20 protein-coding genes and 1 tRNA gene are annotated in these 19,888 nt (G+C 66.5%); 12 read left to right on the top strand and 9 right to left on the bottom strand.

Annotated features, from left to right (window positions below):
* Positions 1-9: 9 nt before the first annotated feature.
* The 3 genes from FQ775_RS02845 to FQ775_RS02835 form a co-directional block, all read right to left on the bottom strand.
* On the bottom strand, positions 10-294 hold the full coding sequence (locus FQ775_RS02845) for a YciI family protein (RefSeq protein ID WP_146297462.1): 285 nt from the start codon (positions 292-294) through the stop codon (positions 10-12).
* Positions 295-320: 26 nt separating this feature from the next.
* Positions 321-914, bottom strand: a complete 594-nt coding sequence (locus FQ775_RS02840; protein ID WP_146297464.1) for a TetR/AcrR family transcriptional regulator — start codon at positions 912-914, stop codon at positions 321-323.
* Positions 915-1,084: 170 nt separating this feature from the next.
* Positions 1,085-2,488, bottom strand: a complete 1,404-nt coding sequence (locus FQ775_RS02835) for an aminotransferase-like domain-containing protein (protein ID WP_167812750.1) — start codon at positions 2,486-2,488, stop codon at positions 1,085-1,087.
* Between the two features lie 118 nt (positions 2,489-2,606).
* Here FQ775_RS02835 and FQ775_RS02830 point away from each other — a divergent pair, with 118 nt between their 5' ends.
* A complete protein-coding gene (locus FQ775_RS02830; protein ID WP_146297466.1) occupies positions 2,607-3,467 on the top strand; it encodes a DMT family transporter in 861 nt (286 codons plus the stop codon).
* 21 nt (positions 3,468-3,488) lie between these two features.
* Here the strand turns inward: FQ775_RS02830 and FQ775_RS23860 are convergent, their stop codons facing one another.
* Positions 3,489-3,776 carry a DUF1127 domain-containing protein gene (locus FQ775_RS23860; RefSeq protein WP_246730253.1) on the bottom strand — a complete coding sequence of 96 codons (288 nt, stop codon included), beginning with the start codon at positions 3,774-3,776 and terminating at the stop codon, positions 3,489-3,491.
* A 130-nt stretch (positions 3,777-3,906) separates the two neighbouring features.
* On the opposite strand from FQ775_RS23860, the gene FQ775_RS02820 reads away from it, so the two are divergent.
* From FQ775_RS02820 to FQ775_RS02805, 4 genes are all read left to right on the top strand, one after another.
* Positions 3,907-4,848, top strand: coding sequence for a transcriptional regulator GcvA (locus FQ775_RS02820; RefSeq protein WP_146297468.1), 942 nt, complete (start codon positions 3,907-3,909; stop codon positions 4,846-4,848).
* Between the two features lie 146 nt (positions 4,849-4,994).
* Positions 4,995-5,999: an ABC transporter substrate-binding protein gene (locus tag FQ775_RS02815; RefSeq protein ID WP_146297471.1), complete on the top strand. Its 1,005-nt coding sequence runs from the start codon at positions 4,995-4,997 to the stop codon at positions 5,997-5,999.
* 49 nt (positions 6,000-6,048) lie between these two features.
* Positions 6,049-6,840, top strand: coding sequence for an ABC transporter ATP-binding protein (locus FQ775_RS02810; protein ID WP_146297473.1), 792 nt, complete (start codon positions 6,049-6,051; stop codon positions 6,838-6,840).
* A complete protein-coding gene (locus tag FQ775_RS02805) occupies positions 6,837-7,601 on the top strand; it encodes an ABC transporter permease (protein WP_146297475.1) in 765 nt (254 codons plus the stop codon). Before FQ775_RS02810 ends, FQ775_RS02805 begins: the two co-directional genes overlap by 4 nt.
* Positions 7,602-7,626: 25 nt before the next feature.
* Here FQ775_RS02805 and smpB read toward each other — a convergent pair whose 3' ends face one another.
* Together smpB and dapA are read right to left on the bottom strand one after the other, a co-directional pair.
* Positions 7,627-8,106 (bottom strand): SsrA-binding protein SmpB, encoded by a 480-nt coding sequence (gene smpB, locus FQ775_RS02800; RefSeq protein ID WP_146297477.1) that lies wholly within the window; start codon positions 8,104-8,106, stop codon positions 7,627-7,629.
* A gap of 124 nt (positions 8,107-8,230) precedes the next feature.
* On the bottom strand, positions 8,231-9,112 hold the full coding sequence (dapA, locus tag FQ775_RS02795; RefSeq protein WP_146301770.1) for a 4-hydroxy-tetrahydrodipicolinate synthase: 882 nt from the start codon (positions 9,110-9,112) through the stop codon (positions 8,231-8,233).
* 239 nt (positions 9,113-9,351) lie between these two features.
* On the opposite strand from dapA, the gene FQ775_RS02790 reads away from it, so the two are divergent.
* Together FQ775_RS02790 and FQ775_RS02785 are read left to right on the top strand one after the other, a co-directional pair.
* Positions 9,352-11,436, top strand: coding sequence for a lytic transglycosylase domain-containing protein (locus FQ775_RS02790; protein ID WP_146297479.1), 2,085 nt, complete (start codon positions 9,352-9,354; stop codon positions 11,434-11,436).
* A gap of 77 nt (positions 11,437-11,513) precedes the next feature.
* Complete coding sequence (locus FQ775_RS02785) at positions 11,514-12,407, top strand: alpha/beta fold hydrolase (RefSeq protein ID WP_146297481.1); 894 nt, start codon at positions 11,514-11,516, stop codon at positions 12,405-12,407.
* A gap of 171 nt (positions 12,408-12,578) precedes the next feature.
* Here FQ775_RS02785 and FQ775_RS02780 read toward each other — a convergent pair whose 3' ends face one another.
* Together FQ775_RS02780 and FQ775_RS02775 are read right to left on the bottom strand one after the other, a co-directional pair.
* The gene (locus FQ775_RS02780; protein ID WP_167812749.1) at positions 12,579-13,796 is read right to left on the bottom strand and encodes a porin; all 1,218 of its coding nucleotides are present in this window, start codon (positions 13,794-13,796) and stop codon (positions 12,579-12,581) included.
* Between the two features lie 247 nt (positions 13,797-14,043).
* Positions 14,044-14,226 (bottom strand): hypothetical protein, encoded by a 183-nt coding sequence (locus FQ775_RS02775; protein ID WP_167812748.1) that lies wholly within the window; start codon positions 14,224-14,226, stop codon positions 14,044-14,046.
* Between the two features lie 62 nt (positions 14,227-14,288).
* Here FQ775_RS02775 and FQ775_RS02770 point away from each other — a divergent pair.
* From FQ775_RS02770 to FQ775_RS02760, 3 genes are all read left to right on the top strand, one after another.
* Positions 14,289-14,379: transfer RNA gene (locus FQ775_RS02770), tRNA-Ser, on the top strand.
* Positions 14,380-14,542: 163 nt separating this feature from the next.
* Positions 14,543-15,760, top strand: coding sequence for a porin (locus FQ775_RS02765; RefSeq protein ID WP_167812747.1), 1,218 nt, complete (start codon positions 14,543-14,545; stop codon positions 15,758-15,760).
* A 262-nt stretch (positions 15,761-16,022) separates the two neighbouring features.
* Positions 16,023-16,949: a tyrosine-type recombinase/integrase gene (locus FQ775_RS02760; RefSeq protein ID WP_146301225.1), complete on the top strand. Its 927-nt coding sequence runs from the start codon at positions 16,023-16,025 to the stop codon at positions 16,947-16,949.
* 14 nt (positions 16,950-16,963) lie between these two features.
* Here the strand turns inward: FQ775_RS02760 and FQ775_RS02755 are convergent, their stop codons facing one another.
* On the bottom strand, positions 16,964-17,872 hold the full coding sequence (locus FQ775_RS02755; RefSeq protein ID WP_146301224.1) for a LysR substrate-binding domain-containing protein: 909 nt from the start codon (positions 17,870-17,872) through the stop codon (positions 16,964-16,966).
* Between the two features lie 104 nt (positions 17,873-17,976).
* Between FQ775_RS02755 and FQ775_RS02750 the strand changes: the two genes are divergently transcribed.
* Together FQ775_RS02750 and FQ775_RS02745 are read left to right on the top strand one after the other, a co-directional pair.
* A complete protein-coding gene (locus tag FQ775_RS02750) occupies positions 17,977-19,113 on the top strand; it encodes a TauD/TfdA family dioxygenase (protein WP_146301223.1) in 1,137 nt (378 codons plus the stop codon).
* The gene (locus tag FQ775_RS02745) at positions 19,110-19,868 is read left to right on the top strand and encodes a class II aldolase/adducin family protein (RefSeq protein ID WP_146301222.1); all 759 of its coding nucleotides are present in this window, start codon (positions 19,110-19,112) and stop codon (positions 19,866-19,868) included. Before FQ775_RS02750 ends, FQ775_RS02745 begins: the two co-directional genes overlap by 4 nt.
* Positions 19,869-19,888: the final 20 nt, after the last annotated feature.

Here is a 19,888-nt window from a genome sequence, read left to right as displayed (position 1 = left end):
GGCGGCCCGTCAGGCGGCCAGGAAGGCCAGGCGGTCGTCGGCGCGCGCCGGGGCGATTTCGATGATCTCGGCGGTGACGACGCCCTCGGCGACGAAGGGATCCTGTTCGACGCGCGCCTCGACCTCGTTTCGCGTGACGTTGTGGGCCAGTATCGCGCCGCCGGCATTGGGCTGCAGGCTGCCGACCAGCAGAAAGACGCCGTCGTCGAAGCCACGCCTGATCCAGGCGTTGTGCCCTTCCATGAACTGCGGTGCCTTGGCCTTGTCGGCAAATTTCAGGGTGACGACGAACATTTTGAACTCCGTTGTGTGGTTGGCTGTCAATCAGGTGACGAAGCCGGCTCGGTTCCGGCTGCAATGGCATCCAGCCAGGCGTCCATCGCCTCGACCTCGCGGCGGACGAAATCCTCCTCGCCGAGCGCGGCGGCGAGGGTGGCGACGCCCTGGCTGTGCATCAGGACATGCATGGCAAGCTCGTCGGCGTCGGCGGTGCGGCCAAGCTCGGCAAACTGGCGGGCGAGCCATCGGCGGAACAGGATGAACAGTTCGGCCGCGTCACGCCTGGCAACGTGATCGAGCTTGGCGAGTTCGTTCGACAGCGTGCCGACCGGGCAGCCAAAGGCCATGATCGTCGTCTGATTGGCGATCAGGATATGGACGAAGCGGCCGATGCGCTCGCGCGGTGTCGCCGCCTCTGCCTCCCAGCCTTCCAGCATGGCCTTCGTATTGTCGAGACGTAGCGCGATCACGGCGTCGAGGATCTCGTCCTTCGCCTTGAAATGATAATAGAAATTTCCTCGCGACAGGCCGACATCCGCGGCGATGTCTGCAAACGACGTCGCCTCGAACCCCTGTTCGTAAAAGCGCCGGTCGGCGGCCTCGACGATCTGCCGGCGGGTGTCGGTCGCCGCCATCAGCATTCTCCCTTCGCCAGCGCCACCGGCCATCCGATCACGCCTCTAGGTCATTTGTCCTATCTCTAGGTCACTTGTCCTAATCAATCAAGACGAAAGTGCGCTGGGTAGCGCATGGCACGCCGGACCGTGCCGCGTCTCCTCCGCCTGGCAATCCCGCAGCGGCAGCCCTACCCGCAGGCCTTCGCGGCACGCAGGGAACGCTCCAGCACGGTGAAGACGTGCGGATCGCCCATCTGGGCGACGTTGAAGCGCATGAAGCCTGACGCGGTCTGCGACACGCTGAAGACGTCGCCCGGCGCCAGCACGACGTCGTCGGCGAGTGCGGAACGGGCGGCCGCGGCGGCGTCACACCCTTCCGGCAGGCCGCACCACAGGTAAAAGCCGCCGCGCGGCATCAGCCAGGGCGAAACGCCCAGCGCCTCGAGCCTCCCGGCCATGTCGCGCCGGGCACGGGCCAGGCGCCGCCGCAGCGCCTCCAGATGCTTGCGATAGCTGCCGTCGCTCAGCGCCGAGTGGACCAGCCCGGCCGCGACCGGGCTGGCGCCGCCGAAGCTGGTCGCGACCTGGAGGTCGATCAGTGCCTCGATCCAGTCGCCGCGCGCGGCGATGTAGCCGCAGCGGACCGAGGCCGAGAGCGTCTTCGAAAAGCTGCCGATGCGGATCACCCGCGACAGCCCGTCCAGCGCCGCCAACCTTGGCGACGGCTCGGGCTCGAAATCGGCGAAGATGTCGTCTTCGACGATCGCCATGTCGTGCTCCGCAGCGAGGTTCAGCACACGGTGCGCGACCTGCGCCGACGGCGTCGCCCCGGTCGGATTGTGGAGCGCGGAATTGGTGATGTAGAGCCGTGGCCGATGTGCCGCCGCCAGTTCGGCGAAGCTGGCAATATCGGGCCCGCCCGGCGTCCACGGCACGCCGACCACCGACGCCTGGTGCGCCCGGAGCAGCGCCCGGAAATTGAAATAGCATGGATCGTCGACCATCACCGTATCCCCCGGCCGCAACAGGAAGCGGCAGACGAGGTCGATCGCCTGCGTTCCCGAACCGGTCAGCAGGATGCGGTCGGGGCCGACATCCAGGCCCTCGCCGGCGAATTGCCTGGCCAGCAGCCGGCGCAGCGCGGTCAGGCCGCGGGTGGCGCCGTAGTCGCTCAGCACCTTGTCGTCGGCCCGCGCCAGCCGCCGCATGGCGCGGCGAAGCGCTGCATTCGGCATCCAGTCGGCGGGCAGCCAGCCGCAGCCCGGCTTGGCCGTCTCGGCGTCGGCGTCGAGCGACTGGCGCGAGACCCAGAACGGGTCGATCTCGCGGTCGAGCCTGGGACCGACCTCGGCCAACGCCAGCGGCGGCGCCAGGTTCGCGACATAGAAGCCGGACCCCTGGCGGGCGCGGATCAGCCCTTCGGCGGCAAGGCGATCATAGGCTTCGACGACGGTGGACGGCGACACGCCCATGGCGCCGGCAAAACCGCGGATGGAGGGCAGCCGGTCGCCTGCAGACAGCGCCCGGCTGGCCAGCCTGGTCCGGATCGCCTCCATCACCGTCGCGGTCCGGGTTCCCGCTGCCTCGCGCAAGGTCAGCTCCCATCTGTTTGGATAATCGTAACGGTACAGTTTGGAGAAATTGTACCGGACTGTTTGTGTCACCACCAGCCCTGACCGGCTAGCGTGCTCCGGCAATTCGGAGACTCGCATGAAACCATCACTGGCAGGCTGGGGCAGCGGGCTCCTCGGCGTCATCATCTTCAGCGGCTCGCTGCCGGCGACCCGCGTCGCGGTCGGCGGCTTTTCGCCCCTGTTCCTGACCTCGGCGCGGGCGGCAATCGCCGCCCTCTTGGGCGTGGCGGCCCTTGCCGTCCTGCGCCAGCGGCGGCCCGAACGCGGCGACCTCGGCCCGCTCGGCATCGTGGCGCTCGGTGTCGTCATCGGCTTTCCGCTGCTGACGGCGCTCGCGCTTCAGCACATCAATGCGGCGCGCTCGATCGTGTTCATCGGGCTCCTGCCGCTGTGCACGGCGACCTTCGGCTGCCTGCGCGCCGGCGAACGGCCGAAACCCGCCTTCTGGCTGTTCTCCGTCGCCGGAAGCCTGCTGGTCGCCGGCTTTGCCTTCGCCGAGGGCGGCCGAGGTTCGCTCATCGGCGACGCACTGATGGTGGCCGCCGTCCTCGTCTGCGGGCTGGGCTACGCCGAAGGCGCGGCGCTGTCGCGTCGCCTCGGCGGCTGGCAGGTGATTTCCTGGGCGCTTGTTCTGTCGCTGCCGGTCATGGCGGCGCTCGCCCTGGCGACGCTGCCGGCGGAATGGAGCGGGATCGGCCTGCCGGCGTGGATCGGGCTCGCCTACGTCGCCGTCTTCAGCATGCTGGTCGGCTTCGTGTTCTGGTATCGCGGCCTGGCGCTCGGCGGCATCGCCGGCGTCGGACAACTGCAATTGCTGCAGCCCTTCTTCGGGCTGGCGCTGGCCGGCCTGCTGCTCGGCGAACCGGTGGCCTGGACAATGATCGCGGTGACGGCCCTGGTCGTCCTCTGTGTCGCCGGCGCCAGGCGCTTCGCGTGAGGCCGGGCCCCGGCGGCGTTCTCACCAACCCCGGCGACGCAACCGCATCTCGCACCAGAACGGCTGCAGCGCCTCGCGGTTGACCTCGGCCCGGGTGACGCCGATGTCGCCGAGAACGTGGTCGTCAAGAGCGCGCAGATGCCGCCGGTCGCAAACGCGCTGGCGCCAACGCGACGGCAACGCCAACAGGCGCTGCACGAAGGTCATGAAATCTAATGCGCTGGCGCGGCGGCGCGCCACATCCGTAGACCCAGCCTCGCCTGCCGTCTTGAGCGGCATCGCCCTCGAATTGAACGAAAGAACAGCCATTTTTCCTCGCTTTTCTGATCTGCCTCGCCAGAGTGGAGACCTTCGATGATTTCAGCGTCGTCAATTCGGGCTTGCATCGCAAACGACAATTTCTCAGAATTCAGATGAGAGAATCTAATGTGAAAGCGCCATGGCCAGACGCCTGCCCCCGCTCAACGCGCTGCGCTGCTTCGAGGCCGCGGCGCGCCACCTGTCGTTCACCAGGGCCGCGGACGAACTGTCCGTGACACAGGCGGCCGTCAGCCATCAGATCAAGGCGCTGGAGGCCACGCTGGGCGTCCAGCTGTTCCGGCGCCACAACCGGCGGCTCGAGCTGACACGGGCCGGCGTCGGCTACCTGCCGCCTTTGAGCGACGCTTTCGATCTGATGGCGACCGCGACGCGGCGGCTGCGGCCGGACCGCGATTCTGCGCAACTGAAGATCAGCACGCTGCAGTCCTTCGCCACCAAATGGCTCATCCCCCGACTGGCGCGCTTCAACGAACGGCACCCGGAGATCGATCCGATGATCTCGACCTCGCAACGTCTCGTCGACCTCGAGGCGGAAGACGTCGATGTCGCCATTCGCGTCGGACGCGGCGTCTACGATGGCCTTCACGCTTTACTGCTGATGGACGACCTCGCCTTTCCGGTCTGCTCCCCGCGCCTGCTCGACGGGCCGAGGCCGCTACGCCAGCCGGACGACCTGGCGCATCACGTGCTGCTCCACGACTTTTCGGTGGGTCGCGACGGCGACGGGCCGGACTGGCGCCACTGGCTGAAGCAGGCCGGCGTTACCGGCATGGACGCCGGCAAGGGCCCGTCCTACAACGACACCGCGATGGCGCTGCAGGCGGCGATCGCCGGCCAGGGGATCGCACTGGCGCGCCGCTCGCTGGTCATCGATGACCTCAGGGCCGGCACCCTCGTCCGGCCCTTTGGCCCCGAGGTGCCGACGGCGTTCGCCTGGTATTTCGTCTGTGCACCCTCTTCCGCCGACGAGCCCAGGCTCAACGCCTTCCTCGCCTGGCTGCGGGAAGAGATCGCTGACGATTTCGGCGACAATCGCGACGGCTCGATCTCTCGGGCTTGACGGCGCCGAACGAACGCCATCGCCACTGCTACATCCGGCGGTTGCACAAAAGGCAGGCAAATCCGGGTTTCTTTTTCGCTTGATCAAAAATTGTTCATACGCTTCCATGTGCGGTGCAGCATCAAAAGGATGCATGGGGAGTTCAGATGTTCAAACGGATGCTTATCGCGGCGACGATGTTCGCCGCTGCCGCCACGCAGGGTTGGGCGCAGGAGAAGGTTCCTTTTGCCCTCGACTGGAAGTTCGAAGGCCCGGCCGCGCCCTATTTCGTTGCCATCGACAAGGGCTATTTCGAGGCCGAGGGCCTCTCGGTCGAGATCTCGGAAGGCGCCGGCTCGCTCGACGCCATCCCGAAGGTCGCGACCGGGGCGTTTCCGGTCGGTTTCGCCGACATCAATTCGCTGATGCGCTTCCTCGACCAGAACCCCGGCGCGCCGGTCACAGCCGTGATGATGATCTACGACAAGCCGCCCTTCTCCGTCGTCGGGCGCAAGTCGCTCGGCATCGAGGCACCCAAGGACCTCGAAGGCAAGGTGCTGGGCGCGCCGCCGCCCGACGGCGCCTGGGCGCAGTTCCCGATCTTCGCCGCCGAGAACGATCTCGACATGAGCAAGATCACCGTCGAGCCGGTCGGCTTCCCGACTCGCGAGCCGATGCTGGCGGAAGGCAAGGTTGCCGCCGTCACCGGCTTCTCCTTCTCCTCGACGCTCAACCTGAAGCGCCTCGGCGTGCCGCTCGAAGACCAGACGGTGCTTCTGATGAGCAATTACGGCGTTTCGCTCTACGGCAACGCGATCATCGTCAACACCGACTTCGCCAAGGCCAATCCGGCGCTGGTCACCGGCTTCCTGAAGGCGGTCGCCATGGGCTGGAAAGACGCCGTCGCCGACCCGGCAGCAGCGATCGAAAGCCTCGTCAAGCGCAACCCGGCCGCCGACGCCGCGCTCGAGACCGAGCGCCTGCAGATGTCGATCGACGCCAATGTCCTGACCGACTACGTCAAGGCGAACGGCATCGGCAGCGTCGACGCAGACCGCATGGCCAAGGCCATCGAGCAGACCAAGTCGGTCTACGAGTTCAAGACCGAACCGGATGCGAGCCTCTATTTCGACGCCTCCTATCTTCCGTCCGACGGAATGATGCTGCAGTAATGGCCCGGCCTGCCCGCCGCCCGGCGGGCAGGCCTTTCGGGGGCGAGGTGTGACCAATCTCATCGACATCAAGGGCGTGACGCACGCCTACAAGACCGCGCAGGGGCCGCTGCCGGTCTTGAACAACCTCAACATCGCCGTGCCCGAGGGCGAGTTCTGTGCCGTCGTCGGCCCGTCGGGCTGCGGCAAGTCCACGCTCACGCGGCTGATCGCCGGGCTGATGATGCCCGACCGCGGCGAGGTCTGGCTTCATGGCGAACTGGTCAAAGGCCCGCGCAAGACCGTCGGCATGGCGTTCCAGAACCCGGTGCTGCTGGAATGGCGCACCATCCTGCGCAACGTCATGCTGCCTCTGGAAATCGTCGCGCCGTCGATGCCGAAAGCCGACAAGGAGGCGCGGGCCCGCGAACTCCTGGCACTGGTCGGCCTCGAAGGCTTCGAGAACAAGCGCCCGTCGGCGCTCTCGGGCGGCATGCGCCAGCGCGCCTCGCTGTGCAGGGCGATCGTGCACAAGCCCGACGTGCTGATCATGGACGAGCCGTTCGGGGCGCTCGACGCGTTCACCCGCGAAGACCTCTGGCAGACCATGCATGCCTTGCGCGAGAAAGAGCCGTTCACCGGCGTGCTCATCACCCACGATCTGCGCGAGAGCGTCTTTCTCGGCGATCAGGTGGTGGTGCTGTCGGGCCGGCCGGCGACGACGCAATATGTGCTCGACGTCAACTATCCCGGCCCGCGCGAGATCGACGGGCTCTATACGCCCGAATGCTCCGACATGCTGCATACGCTGCGCGACCAGATCCGCATCGCCCAGGGCCGTGCCGAGGACATGGCGGCATGAACGCGCTGCGCAAGGTCGGCGTGCCGGTCGCCGCCATCGCCATTTTCCTGGCGCTGTGGGAACTGCTGGTCTGGGCCAATGGCTGGCCGAACTACAAGATGGCCTCGCCTTCCGACCTGCCGCCGGCCTATGCCCGATATTGGGAACTCTTCCTGGTGATGGGCTGGCAGACGCTGTGGCGCACCGTCGCCGGGGTCGCCATCGCGGTCGCGTTCGGCACCTTCCTCGGCATGCTGATGGGCTTTTCGAGGATCATGCGCGACGCGCTCTACCCGCTGCTGGTCGGCTTCAACGCGATCCCGAAGGCGACGCTGGTCCCGGTCATCGCGCTGATCTTCATCGGCCAGCACGATTTCAATACCGTGCTGATGGCGTTCATGATCTCGTTCTTCCCGATCGCGGTCTCGGTCGGCATCGGCCTGTCGACGCTGGAGCCGGAATACCGCGACATCCTGCGCTCGCTCGGCGCCTCGCGTTTCACCATCTTTTCCAAGATCGCGCTGCCCAAGACCTTGCCGGAATTTTTCGGCGCGCTGAAGGTGGCGGTGACGCTGGCCTTCATCGGCACCAATCTGGTCGAGATCGTCTCGCCGCACGGGCGCGGGCTCGGCGCGCTGTTCAAGTCCGGCGAAACCAATGGCGACTACCCGCTGATGTTTGCGGTGCTGATCGCGCTCGCCTTCCTCGGTATCCTGCTCTACTACGCCGTCATCGTCCTTGAGCGCATCTTCGCCGGCTGGGCGGAGCGGCCGGACCAGTAGGGCCACCGGCGCGCCGGCCGGCGCGTCAGCCCTTTTCCTTCAAGAGTCGCGCCTTTTCGCGGTTCCAGTCGCGTTCCTTGGCGGTCTCGCGCTTGTCGTGCAGCTTCTTGCCGCGGGCGATCGCCAGGAGCAGCTTGGCGCGGCCGCGATCGTTGAAATAGATCTTGAGTGGCACCATGGTCATGCCCTCGCGCTCCACCGCCTGGGCCAGCCGCGCCATCTCGCGCTTGTTGAGCAGGAGCTTGCGGCGCCGGCGCGGCTCGTGGTTGAAACGGTTGCCCTGCAGATATTCCGGCAGGTGCGAGTTGATGAGCCAGATCTCGCCGCCCTCGACCGAAGCATAGGACTCCGCGATGTTGGCATGCCCCTCGCGCAGCGACTTGACCTCGGTGCCGGTCAGCGCCAGCCCGGCCTCGATGGTGTCGATCACCTCGTAGGAAAAGCGCGCCTTGCGGTTTTCGGCGACCGTCTTGCTGTTGGGGTCGGACTTCTTGGCCTGGTTCATCGGAGCGATCCTTTTCGGCCACGGGTATCGTGTGCCACGCCGGCGATTTCAAGGCCCGCGGCGAAAAGGTCTTGTTCAGGCAGCAAAGCCGGCGGCGAGACGGCCGGCCGGGCGACGCCTGGCTTCAGTTGATCAGGCCGGCATGCTTCATGGCGGCGTCGATCGCGCCGGCGGTCGCGGCCTCGACCGGCACCAGTGGCAGGCGCACGGAATTTTCGCCGCGGTCGAGACGCGACAGGGCGTATTTGGCACCGCACAGGCCGGGCTCGATGAACAGCGCCTTGTGCAGCGGCATCAGCCGGTCCTGCAACTCGATCGCCCGCGCGCCGTCGCCGCCGAGCGAAGCCTGCTGGAACTCCGAGCACAGGCGCGGCGCGACATTGGCCGTCACCGAGATCGCGCCGACGCCGCCATGGGCGTTGAAGCCGAGCGCGGAAGCGTCCTCGCCGGAAAGCTGGATGAAATCCCGGCCGCAGGTCAGCCGTTGCTCCGACACGCGGTCGACCTTGGCGGTGGCGTCCTTGACGCCAACGATGTTGGAGAAGTCGGCCGCAAGCCGGCCCATCGTTTCCGGCGTCATGTCGATCACCGAGCGGGGCGGGATGTTGTAGATGAAGATCGGCAGGCTGGTGGCCCGCGCCACCGCCGCGAAATGCTCGTAAAGCCCCTTCTGGTTGGGCTTGTTGTAATAGGGCGTCACCACCAGCGCGGCGTCGGCGCCGACGCTTTCGGCATATTCGACCAGGCTGATCGCCTCGCGCGTGTTGTTGGAGCCGGCGCCCGCCATCACCGGCACGCGTCCGGCCGCCACCTCGACGCAGACCTTCACCACCTCGCGATGCTCGGCATGCGACAGGGTCGGCGACTCGCCGGTGGTGCCGACCGGGACGAGCCCGTTGGTGCCCTCGGCGATCTGCCATTCGACCAGCGCCCGGAACGCTTTCTCGTCGAAGCTCCCGTCGCTGGCGAAGGGGGTGACGAGCGCTGTGAACGAGCCTCTGAACATGATCGAGCCGAACTCCCTGGCGTTCCTGGCACGCCGAACCGCGCGCATCCGGGCTCCATAGCCGATTGAACCGCCTCGCACCATAGTCTTGCCACTCCGCCGGGCAAGGTTGCAGGCGTCGGGTTTCCGGCGGTCCAGCGGTGGCGTGATAACCTTTCGTTCACCACTCCTTCACCGCCGGGGCCTATTCTGGCACCGACCCGTGCCGATGAACCCGCCCGTTCCGCGATGGAGAGGTGATGCGCGCGCAACCCGTCATGTTTGCCTTGCTGGCCGGCCTGCTGGCCACGCCGCTGCTGCTGCTTTTGCCCCCGAAGGCAGACGTTGCACTGCCCGAGGCGGGCGTGCCGCTGCCGACATGGCGGCCGGCTGGGGTCGTCGCCGACGCCGACGGGGTCGATGACACCGTCACCGGCTCGGTCCGGCCCGTTTCTGCGGCCGACGACGCAGCGCTCGCCCTGTTGAAGGACGGCCTCGACGCGCTTTCGGCAGGCAACGCCGAGATGGCGCGCGCGGCGCGTGACGCATTGCCCGACAAGAGCCTCGACCGGCGCATCCTCACCTGGGCGATCGCGCTCTCGGGCCGGGAGGATCTTTCGAGCAGCGAACTGGCGGCGGCCGCCGACGACCTCGCCGACTGGCCCGGCGCCGGTGCGCTGAAGCGCGCGGCCGAGGGCGCCCTGGCGCGCGAAAGGCCGGTGGCCGCCGACGTGGTCGATGCCTTCGCCGGCGGCGAGCCTCAGACCTTCGAGGGCATCATGCTGGTCGGCCGGGCGCTGCTGGAACTCGGACGCGAAGACGAGGCGCGCGCCATGCTGTCGCCGTACTGGCGCCGGCAAAAGCTCGACGGCAATGAGGAGATGGCCTTCCTGAGCGCCTTCGCCGAGGTCCTGCCGGCAGAGGATCACCGCTATCGCGCCGAGCGCATGCTTTATGAAAACCGCATTCGCTCGGCCGAGCGTGTTGCCCGCCGCGCCGGCGTCGACGAACTGGTGGCGGCCTGGGGCGCGGTGATCCGCAACCGCTCCAACGCGGGCGAGTTGCTCGATGCGGTGCCCGAAGCGCAGCGCGGCGACGGCTACCGTTACGCCAGGGCCAAATATCTGAGACGAAAGGGAGAATTCGTCGAAGCCGCGGACGTTCTGGCGGCCGCCACGCGCGCCGGAGAGGCCTTTATCGACGGGGACGCCTGGTGGACGGAACGGCGCGTGCTGTCGCGCGAACTCCTCGACATCGACGAGCCGAAGCTCGCTTATCAGGTGGCGGCTGCCGCCGTGCCGGAAAGCCCGTCGGCGATCGCCGACGCCGCCTTCCACGCCGGCTGGTACGCGCTGCGCATGCTCGACGACCCGAAGGCGGCCGCCGGCCATTTCGAGCGCATCGCCGCGGTGGTCTCCGGTCCGATCTCGCTGTCGCGCGCCTATTACTGGATGGGCCGCGCGGTGGAAGCCGGCGCACCGGGCGATGCCGAAGCCGCCTATCGCGAAGCAGCCGCGCACGGCACCGCCTTTTACGGCCAGCTCGCCGCGGCGAAGCTTGGCCGCGACACCATTTCGGCCAGCCGTCCCGAGCCGAGCGAAGCCGACCGCGCGCGCTTTGCCGGCCGCGAGGCGGTTGGCGCAATCGAACGGCTGGAGCGTGCCGGACATGGCTGGCGTTCCGATATTCTCTACCGCGATCTCGCCGCCGAGCTTGAAAGCCCCGGCGAACTGGCGCTGCTGGTGGCCCAGGCGGAGGCGCGCGGCGACCATTATCTGGCGCTGAAGATCGGCAAGGCCGCCGCCTTGCGCGGCATCGATGTCGGAGCGCTCGCCCATCCGGTCGGCGCCATTCCCGCCACCGCCGACATCGGCGGCGCGGGCATCGCGCTGGCCTACGCCGTGGCGCGCCAGGAAAGCGAGTTCAACGTCGCCGCCGTCTCCGGCGCCGGCGCGCGCGGGCTCTTGCAGCTTTTGCCGGGCACGGCGCGCGACATGGCGCGCAAGGCCGGCCTCGACTATTCCGCCTCCAGGCTCACCACCGACGCGGCCTACAACGCAACGCTCGGTGCGGCCTTCCTCGGCGAGCAGCTCGACCGTTTCGACGGCTCCTACATCCTGACCTTTGCGGGCTACAATGCCGGCCCGCGCCGGGCGGCCGAATGGGTCGAACGCTACGGCGACCCGCGCGGCACCGACATCGAGACTGCCGTCGACTGGATCGAACGCATCCCCTTCACCGAGACCCGCAACTATGTGCAGCGGGTGATGGAAAACTACCAGGTCTACAAGATGCGGCTGACCGCCCGCGTCGACATCGAGCACGATCTCGTCTCGGGTCGCTGAGCGGTGCCGTTTGACCCGACCCTGTCTACCCGCTAGCAGTCTGACGATCGCCGCGCATCGCGGCATGGAGAGAGCCGGTGGGCGCAGGGGTTGAGCAGCGAAGCTTCTTTTATTCGGCCAGCGACGGCCTGCGCCTGCATGCACGCATCCACGGCCGCGACAACGGCTACCTCCCGGTCGTCTGCCTGCCCGGCCTGACGCGCAATGCCCGTGATTTCGGGATGCTGGCGGAGATGCTGGCCAGCGACGGCGAACGCCCGCGCCGGGTGATTTCGTTCGACTATCGCGGCCGCGGCCTGTCGGCGCGTGACCGCGACTGGCGCAATTACGATGTCCTGAACGAGGCCGCCGACGTCGTCGCCGGCCTCATTGCGCTGGATATCGAGCATGCGGCCTTCATCGGCACCTCGCGCGGCGGCCTCATCATCCATGCACTTGCCGCGATGCGCCCCGGGCTGATGGAGGCAGTGGTGCTCAACGATATCGGCCCGCGCATCGACGGCGCCGGGCTGGCCCAGATCCGTGCCTATCTCGAACGCGCGCCGAAGCCGAAGTCGCTGAAGGAGGCGATCGCCATCCAGCGCGCGGCCGTCGGTGCCTCGTTTCCGGCCCTCGACGATGCCGACTGGCAGCGCATGGTGGCCGCGATCTATGACGACAAGGACGGCCGGCTCGAGCCGGCCTATGACGAAAAGCTCCTGAAGACGGTGACCGGCGTCGATCTCAACCGGCCGCTGCCGGAGCTCTGGCCGCAATTTGCCGGCCTTGCCGGCGTGCCGCTTCTGGTCCTCCGCGGCGAGAACTCGAAGCTGCTCTCGGCTGAGACGCTTGGCGAGATGGCGACGCGTCATCCCGATATCGAGACGGTGACGGTGGCAGGCCAGGGCCATGCGCCGCTGCTTGAGACCGGAACGCTGCCCGGCACGATCAAGGCGTTCCTGAAGCGCGCCGAAGACCGCATGGCGCACTGACGCGCCCCAAAAGCCCAGACCCCTCGGGTAGCTCTGAGCCGCTCCCGGAACAATCGCGCGCGCCGGGCAATCGGCCGCGGCCGGCGCCGAACAAAAAGCGATCACCCAAAAGAAAAAGGCCCGGCGGTTTCCCGCCGGGCCCTTCTTGTTCATCCAATCAGCATCAGCCGATCAGAAGTAGCGCGTGAAGCGCAGGAAGCCCGAGATCGTGCCGTCCGGATCCAGCGGAGCCGGGGTGGCCGGAGCGCGGAACGCACCGACATCGTCGTAGTGCAGTTCGGCGCGGACCTCGAAGTCCTGAACCGGGAACCACACCAGCGAGACTTCCGCACCCCAGGCGTCGACGCCCGAGAGCAGGTCCGAACCGGCGTAGTAGAGGTCGTTCCACCACTGGAACGCCACCGACGCGCCGAAGGTGGCGGTGAACTGGTGGTTATAGGACACCAGCACGTTCCACTCGGAGCCGCCGTAGTAGCTCTCGGCCGTCGGGCCGAAGATCGCGCTCGGCGAGCCGACATTGTAGGCATGCGCGCCGTCAGCGTAATGCACGAAGACGCGGAACGACGAGCCGGGCGAGTTCGGCACGTTGATCTGCGCACCGAGCTGGACGCCGAAGCCGCCGTCGTTCAGGCCGGCAATCGGAGCCAGGCCGGAGAGTGTCGGGACGGTGCCGTCGAAGCTCTCGTCGTAGCCGACGCGCACCCAGACAGCGCCCCAGCCCTGCGACACGCCGATCTTGGCGACGACGTCGGGCATGTAGCCTTCACCGGCCAGCGTGTCGTCTTCGAGCGAGATCGCGGCGAAGAAGCCGTTCGAGCCGTCGAAGCGATAGCCGATCAGGTGACGCTGCTGGTAGCCGTAATACATGCCACCCCAGGAGTGCGAACCGTAGTTGGACGGACCGCCATTCTTGGAGTCGGCCCAGAACGATTCGGTGTAACCCATGATCAGGCCGCCGAGTTCGATGTAGGCCTGGTCGATCGAGGCCGGACCGTCAACCTGGGTGCCCCAGGTCGACTGGATGCGGATGCGGCTGCGCAGCGAGCCCCACTCCGTCTCCTGGCGCGCGTCGATGTTGACGCGGGCACGGGTCGACTTCATCCAGCCATCGGCCGTGGTCGAGTCGTAGTAGCCGGTGGTGTCGCCGGCGATGCCCGGGCCCGAATTGGTGCGGTAGTTACCGGCGGCGATCTGGTACCAGACATAGCCCGAGATGCGCAGGCAGGTCTCGGTGCCGGGGATGTAGAAGAAGCCCGCGCCGTATGCGTCGCAGACGCGCACATATTCGACGGGTTCCGGCTCGGCGATGACGACAGCGTCGGCAGCGCGCGCACCGGAGACCGCGGCCAGGGCCGCGGCGGAGCCAAGAAGAAGGCTCTTGATTTTCATTTCTGACCTCCAGTCAAAGTTTCAAAGTGGGTCTGGGCTATTCTGGCTGAAGGACAGCGATCCCTGCCCGATCCCCAATGTGAAAAAGATGCGCAAGCACGCCCCTTCTCCGAGGCTCAACATACTCGCCGCCTTTCCCCGTTCAACAAGCAACTGGCCGCCGACAGGCTCTCCAACAACCGTTCGGCAGGTGTTGTTGCACAAATGCCACGATTTTGACCCTGGCCGGGCCGGAATGGGGCATTTGCTAACGGGAGGTAAACGCTCCGGCGCGCTGATTGCCACCGCCGGCACGCCGCAAATGCCGCAAAACCGGCACCGAATCGTGATTCATGGCCGGGAAGGCGTCGACCTCACGCGCATCACGATTCGCCAGGCCGTCGGCGGCGCTGCGCCACCGCAAGGGCACGAAGCGGCCTTTTTTCGACATGGCGCAAGCCGCTTGTTGATTGTGGCGGCGCTTTTCTCTATCCCACGTCCGGCAAGCGCCAAGGAGAGGTGGCCGAGTGGTCGAAGGCGCTCCCCTGCTAAGGGAGTAGGCCCCAAAAGGGCCTCGTGGGTTCGAATCCCATCCTCTCCGCCAGTCTTTCGCCGTACGCTGCACCCCCTTCTTTCGTTATCTTTGCGCAAGGCCCTGAACGAGCTCTGCTGTCGGCCGTCTGCCATAATCAACGGCGATACGTCCTAAGCCTCTGTTATCATTGGATGTGACCTTCGAGCTTCCGAATCTTGACTGGAGGTCAGAAATGAAAATCAAGAGCCTTCTTCTTGGCTCCGCCGCGGCCCTGGCCGCGGTCTCCGGTGCGCGCGCTGCCGACGCTGTCGTCATCGCCGAGCCGGAACCCGTCGAATATGTGCGCGTCTGCGACGCATACGGCGCGGGCTTCTTCTACATCCCCGGCACCGAGACCTGCCTGCGCATCTCGGGCTATGTCTGGTACCAGATCGCCGCCGGTAACTACCGCACCGATTCGGGCCCGGGCATCGCCGGCGACACCACCGGCTACTACGACTCGACTACGGCCGATGGCTGGATGAAGTCGACCCGTGCCCGCGTCAACATCGACGCGCGCCAGGAGACGGAGTGGGGCTCGCTGCGCAGCCGCATCCGCATCCAGTCGACCTGGGGCACCCCCTCTGACGGTCCGGCCTCGATCGACCAGGCCTATATCGAACTCGGCGGCCTGATCATGGGTTACACCGAATCGTTCTGGGCCGACTCCAAGAATGGCGGTCCGTCCAACTACGGTTCGCACTCCTGGGGTGGCATGTATTACGGCTACCAGCAGCGTCACCTGATCGGCTATCGCTTCGACGGCTCGAACGGCTTCTTCGCCGCGATCTCGCTCGAAGACGACACGCTGGCCGGTGAAGGCTACATGCCCGACGTCGTCGCCAAGATCGGCGTGTCGCAGGGCTGGGGCGCTGTCTGGGTGCGCGTCGGCTATGACGAGAGCTTCGACGGCTCGATCCCGACGCTTTCCGGTGCCGCAGCAATCTTCGGTCCCAACAGCGGCGGCTTCGGCGCCCAGATCGGTGCGCAGATCAACGTGCCGAACTCGCCCGGCTCGTCGTTCCGTATCTTCGTGCATTACGCTGACGGCGCGCATGCCTACAATGTCGGCTCGCCGAGCGCGATCTTCGGCCCGACGGCCGAGAGCTACTACGGCGGCTCCGAGTGGAACGTGCTGGTGTCCTATAACCACCAGTTCACCGCCACCTTCGGCGCGTCGGTGGCGTTCCAGTGGTGGAACGACCTCTACTACGCCACGACGGACGCGCTCTCGGGCGTCGACGCCTGGGGTGCGGAAGTCTCGCTGGTGTGGTTCCCGGTTCAGGACTTCGAGGTCCGCGCCGAACTGCACTACGACGATGTCGGTGCGTTCCGCGCTCCGGCCACCCCGGCTCCGCTGGATCCGGACGGCACGATCTCGGGCTTCCTGCGCTTCACGCGCTACTTCTAATCGGCTGATGCTGATTGGATGAACAAGAAGGGCCCGGCGGGAAACCGCCGGGCCTCTTTCGTTGATGAGCGGCCCTTATGCAATGCGATCGGGCCCTCTGGAAATGGCAGGGCGAGACGAGCGCGTCGGCCCGGGAACTCAAAAGAAAGCCTAGCCCCATGGCCTACTTGTTGGCCAGCCAACAAAATTTCTTGCGTGATCACCTCGATCCACGCAACATTGTATGGCTTGCCTATCAGGGAGCGGGGCTGACCGGAGTGACATGGGGCATCCGCAGCATACTTCAGAATCTGGACCTTCCGTCGCCGTAGGAGCCTTCTCGACCTCCTACTCGCAGGAATGGCAGAAAAAAATTCATGCGGTGCGAGAAAATTCCCTGGCCGACCTGTTCACAAAATTTGGCAGCATTCTCTGGGAAGACGGAAGACACAAATATAATGTTTCATCATTCATCGGAGAGCTGAACGAAATACTGCTTGGCAGGCGGTTCAGTTCCTTCTCCCAGAACATGCTTGATGACCTGATTGGCGCCCTGCGCGAACGCGGAAACAGCAATGCCACCATCAACCGCAAGATGGCGGCGCTGAGCAAATTGCTGCGCAAGGCGCACAAGATGGGCGAAATCCACAGTCTCCCGGAGTTCCGGCGGCAGAAAGAGAAAGCCGGGCGAATCCGTTTTCTCGAGCATGACGAGGAAGCCCGTTTGTTTGCCACGATCCGCGCGCGCAGCGAGGACGCCTTCCGGCTTTCCGTCTTCCTGGTAGACACGGGCTGCCGCCTGGGCGAGGCGATCGGACTGATCTGGAACGATATCGGCGAGGAGCGGGCCACCTTCTGGCTCACAAAATCCGGTCGCAGCCGTACGGTGCCTCTGACCAGACGGGCGCAGCGGACCATCGCGATCGAAAGGCGCGCGCTCAAGGGGCCGTTCGCCATGATGACCCAGATCCGCTATCGGGCGATCTGGAACGAGGCCAAGGCCGAGGTCGGGCTCGGTGACGACAGGGACGTCGTGCCGCACATCCTGCGCCACACCTGCGCCTCGCGGCTGGTGCGCGGCGGCATCGACATCCGCCGCGTGCAGATGTGGCTCGGGCACCAGACGCTGCAAATGACCATGCGCTATGCCCATCTGGCGACCAACGACCTCGATATGTGCGTCAAGGTGCTCGAGGATACCGGCTGCTGACGCCGCGCCGGCGATCATCCGTCGCCGGTCGTCCAGTTGCGCGCTTCCTCGCAAATCCATTCCATGAAGGCGGCGGCCGCCGGTTTCTGGCGGCTCTCGGGCGCACAGCTTGCCCAATAGGCGGTGCCAAAGTCGCACTCCCCGCCCGGCAGCGCGGCCAGCCGCCCTTCCGCCACCAGTGCCTCGGTGATCGAGCGCCATCCCAGCATCACGCCGCGACCGTCGAGTGCCGCCTGCACTGCCTGCACATAATTGTCGAACAGCTGCGCCGGCCCCCGTGGCCTGCCGAGCCCTTTTGCCGCCAGATAATCAGTCCACCCGGCCCAGCCATGCGACCTTGGCGCCCGCACATGGACGAGCGTCGCGGCCGCCAGTTCCCGCAGGGTACCGAGACGCTCGATCACCTCCGGTCGGCCGACCGGGCAGACGCGCTCGTCGAAGAGCTTTTCGGTCCACCCGTCGGTCCATGCCTGCGCGCCGTAACGCAGTGCGATGTCGATGCCGGCGGCGAAGGCCGGCATGTCGGTCGGCGGCGCCTGCACGTTGACCATGATCTCCTGGTTCCGGGCATAGAACGAGCCGAGCCGCGGCATCAGCCAGTGGGTCGCCATGCCCAACGTGCACGACACCGTCACCTGGCGCCCGGCGACACCCGCTGAAAAGCGGATTTCCTCGATCATGTCGCCAATCTGGCGCAGGCCGCTACGTGTCGCCTGGGCCAGCCGCTCGCCGGCCTCGGTCGGCACGGACGGCTTGACCGAACGGTCCATGAGTACGACGCCGACCTGCTCCTCCAGCGCCCTGATCGCCTGCGAGACCGCCGGGCGGGTGACGTTCAGTTCGGCCGCGGCCAGTTGCATCGAGCCGAGGCGGTGCACGGCGTCGAAGATGGTCAAAAGCCGGAGCGTCGGCAGGCGGTCCATGATAACTTGCAGCTTAACTTGGTGTAACGATTATCGGCCTTTCGCGGACCTTTGGAAACGGATTTTCTTTCGGTCACGAACACCGCGACCGCAAGAGGCCCGCCATGAACATCGTTGCGACCGACTTCAACGCCGTCACCCTCTCGGAGACCGGCCTGACCGTCCCGCTGCCGCAGGGTCCGCGCTACTTCAACTATTACTGGCTGCGCGACAATTGCCCGACGAGCTTCAACGCCGAAACGCGCGAACGCAGCTTCGACATCTTCCATCTCGATGAGGCGCCGCGCGCTGCCGCGGCCCGGCTCGAGGGCGACACGCTGGTGATCGACTGGGCGGCCGAAGATCATGTCACCCGCATGCCGCTTGCGTGGCTCGCGATCTATGGCGACGGCCACCGCCGCCCCGACCCGGCCGACCTGCCGCGCAAGGCCTGGTATGGCGATCACTACCCCGAGGTCGCGCGTTTCAGCCATGCCGAGCTGCTGTCGGACAAGGCCAGGGTGCGCGACTGGCTCGAGGCGCTGATCGTGGAAGGCATATCGGTCGTGACCGGCATGCCGGACAGCGATGCCGCCCTCACCGAGCTCGCCAACGTCATGGGGCAGGTCCGCCCGACCTTCTTCGGCCCCTATTTCGACGTCCGCGTCCACATCAACCCGACCAACACCGCCTACACCTCGGCGGCGCTGGAACTGCACACCGACGTGCCGGCCGAGGAGCACGCGCCGGGCATCCAGTTCCTGCACATGCGCGCCAACACGGTCGATGGCGGGCGCAATTTGTTCGGCGACGGCGTCGCCGCCGCCAACGACTTTCGCGCCATAGACCCGGAGGGCTTCCGGCTTTTGGCCGAGACCGACATCCCGTTCTTCTGCGAGCATGACGGCTACGACATGCGCGCCTGGCAGCGCATCATCGAGCTCGACCGTCACGGCGAGGTCTCCGGCCTCACCATCAGCCAGCACCTGCTCGACCTGATCGACCTGCCGCAGGATTTCCTGGACAGCTGGTACCCGGCCTTCTGCCGCTTCGGCAAACTGCTGCAGAGCGACAAATACGTCATGCGCTTCACGCTGAAGGCGGGCGAATGCATCGTGTTCGACAATCACCGTGTCGTGCATGGCCGTGCGGCGTATGTCGCCGAAAGCGGCGAGCGTTATCTGCGCGGCTGCTACACCGACCGCGCCGAGATGCGCTCGACCTATCGCGCGCTGGTAAGTGCGGGAAGGTTCAAGGCATGACGGTCGCCGCAAGGCTGGAAGCGCCGGCCACCGATCATCTCGCGCTGCGCCGCGACCTCGCGGCGGCGTTCCGGCTTTGCCACCGCTTCGGCTGGAGCGAATCCGTCGGCAACCATTTCAGCGCCGCGGTGTCGCCGGACGGGCGGCGCTTCCTGCTCAACCGGCGCTGGCAGCACTTTGCCACCATCCGCGCCAGCGACCTGTTGCTGCTCGACGCCGACGATCCGTCGGTGATGGAGGGCCCGGACGCGCCCGACGCCTCCGCCTGGGCGGTGCATGGCGCGCTGCACCGCGCATTGCCGCAGGCGCGGATCATCCTGCACTGCCATCCGCCCCACGCGACGGCGCTGGCGACGCTGAAGGACCCGACGCTGCTGCCGATCGACAACAACACGGCGCGCTTTTTCGGACGCGTCGGCTACGACCTCGAATTCGGCGGCATTTCCGACAACGAAGCCGAAGGCGAGCATCTCGTCCGTGCCATGGGCGGCCATTCGGTGCTGGTCATGGGCAATCACGGCGTCAGCGTGACCGGCGACACCGTCGCCGACGCCTTCGAGGACCTCTACTTTTTCGAGCGCGCCGCCGAGACGCTCATTCTGGCGCTATCGACCGGCAAGCCGCTCGCCGTCCTGAGCGACGCGGTCGCGGAGGAAACGGCTCGTGGCTGGCTCGCCTATCGCGGCATGGCCGAGCGGCATTTTGCCTATCTGACGTCGGTGCTCGACGCCGAGGACACCTCCTGGCGCGACTGACGCCGCTCGTGTAAAGGGCG

Origin of the sequence: Nitratireductor mangrovi (assembly GCF_007922615.2) — a bacterium.
Classification (GTDB): Bacteria; Pseudomonadota; Alphaproteobacteria; order Rhizobiales; family Rhizobiaceae; genus Mangrovimarina; species Mangrovimarina mangrovi.
The sequence above is the reverse complement of the archived record's forward strand: the minus strand, read 5'-3'. Positions and strand labels throughout refer to the sequence as shown.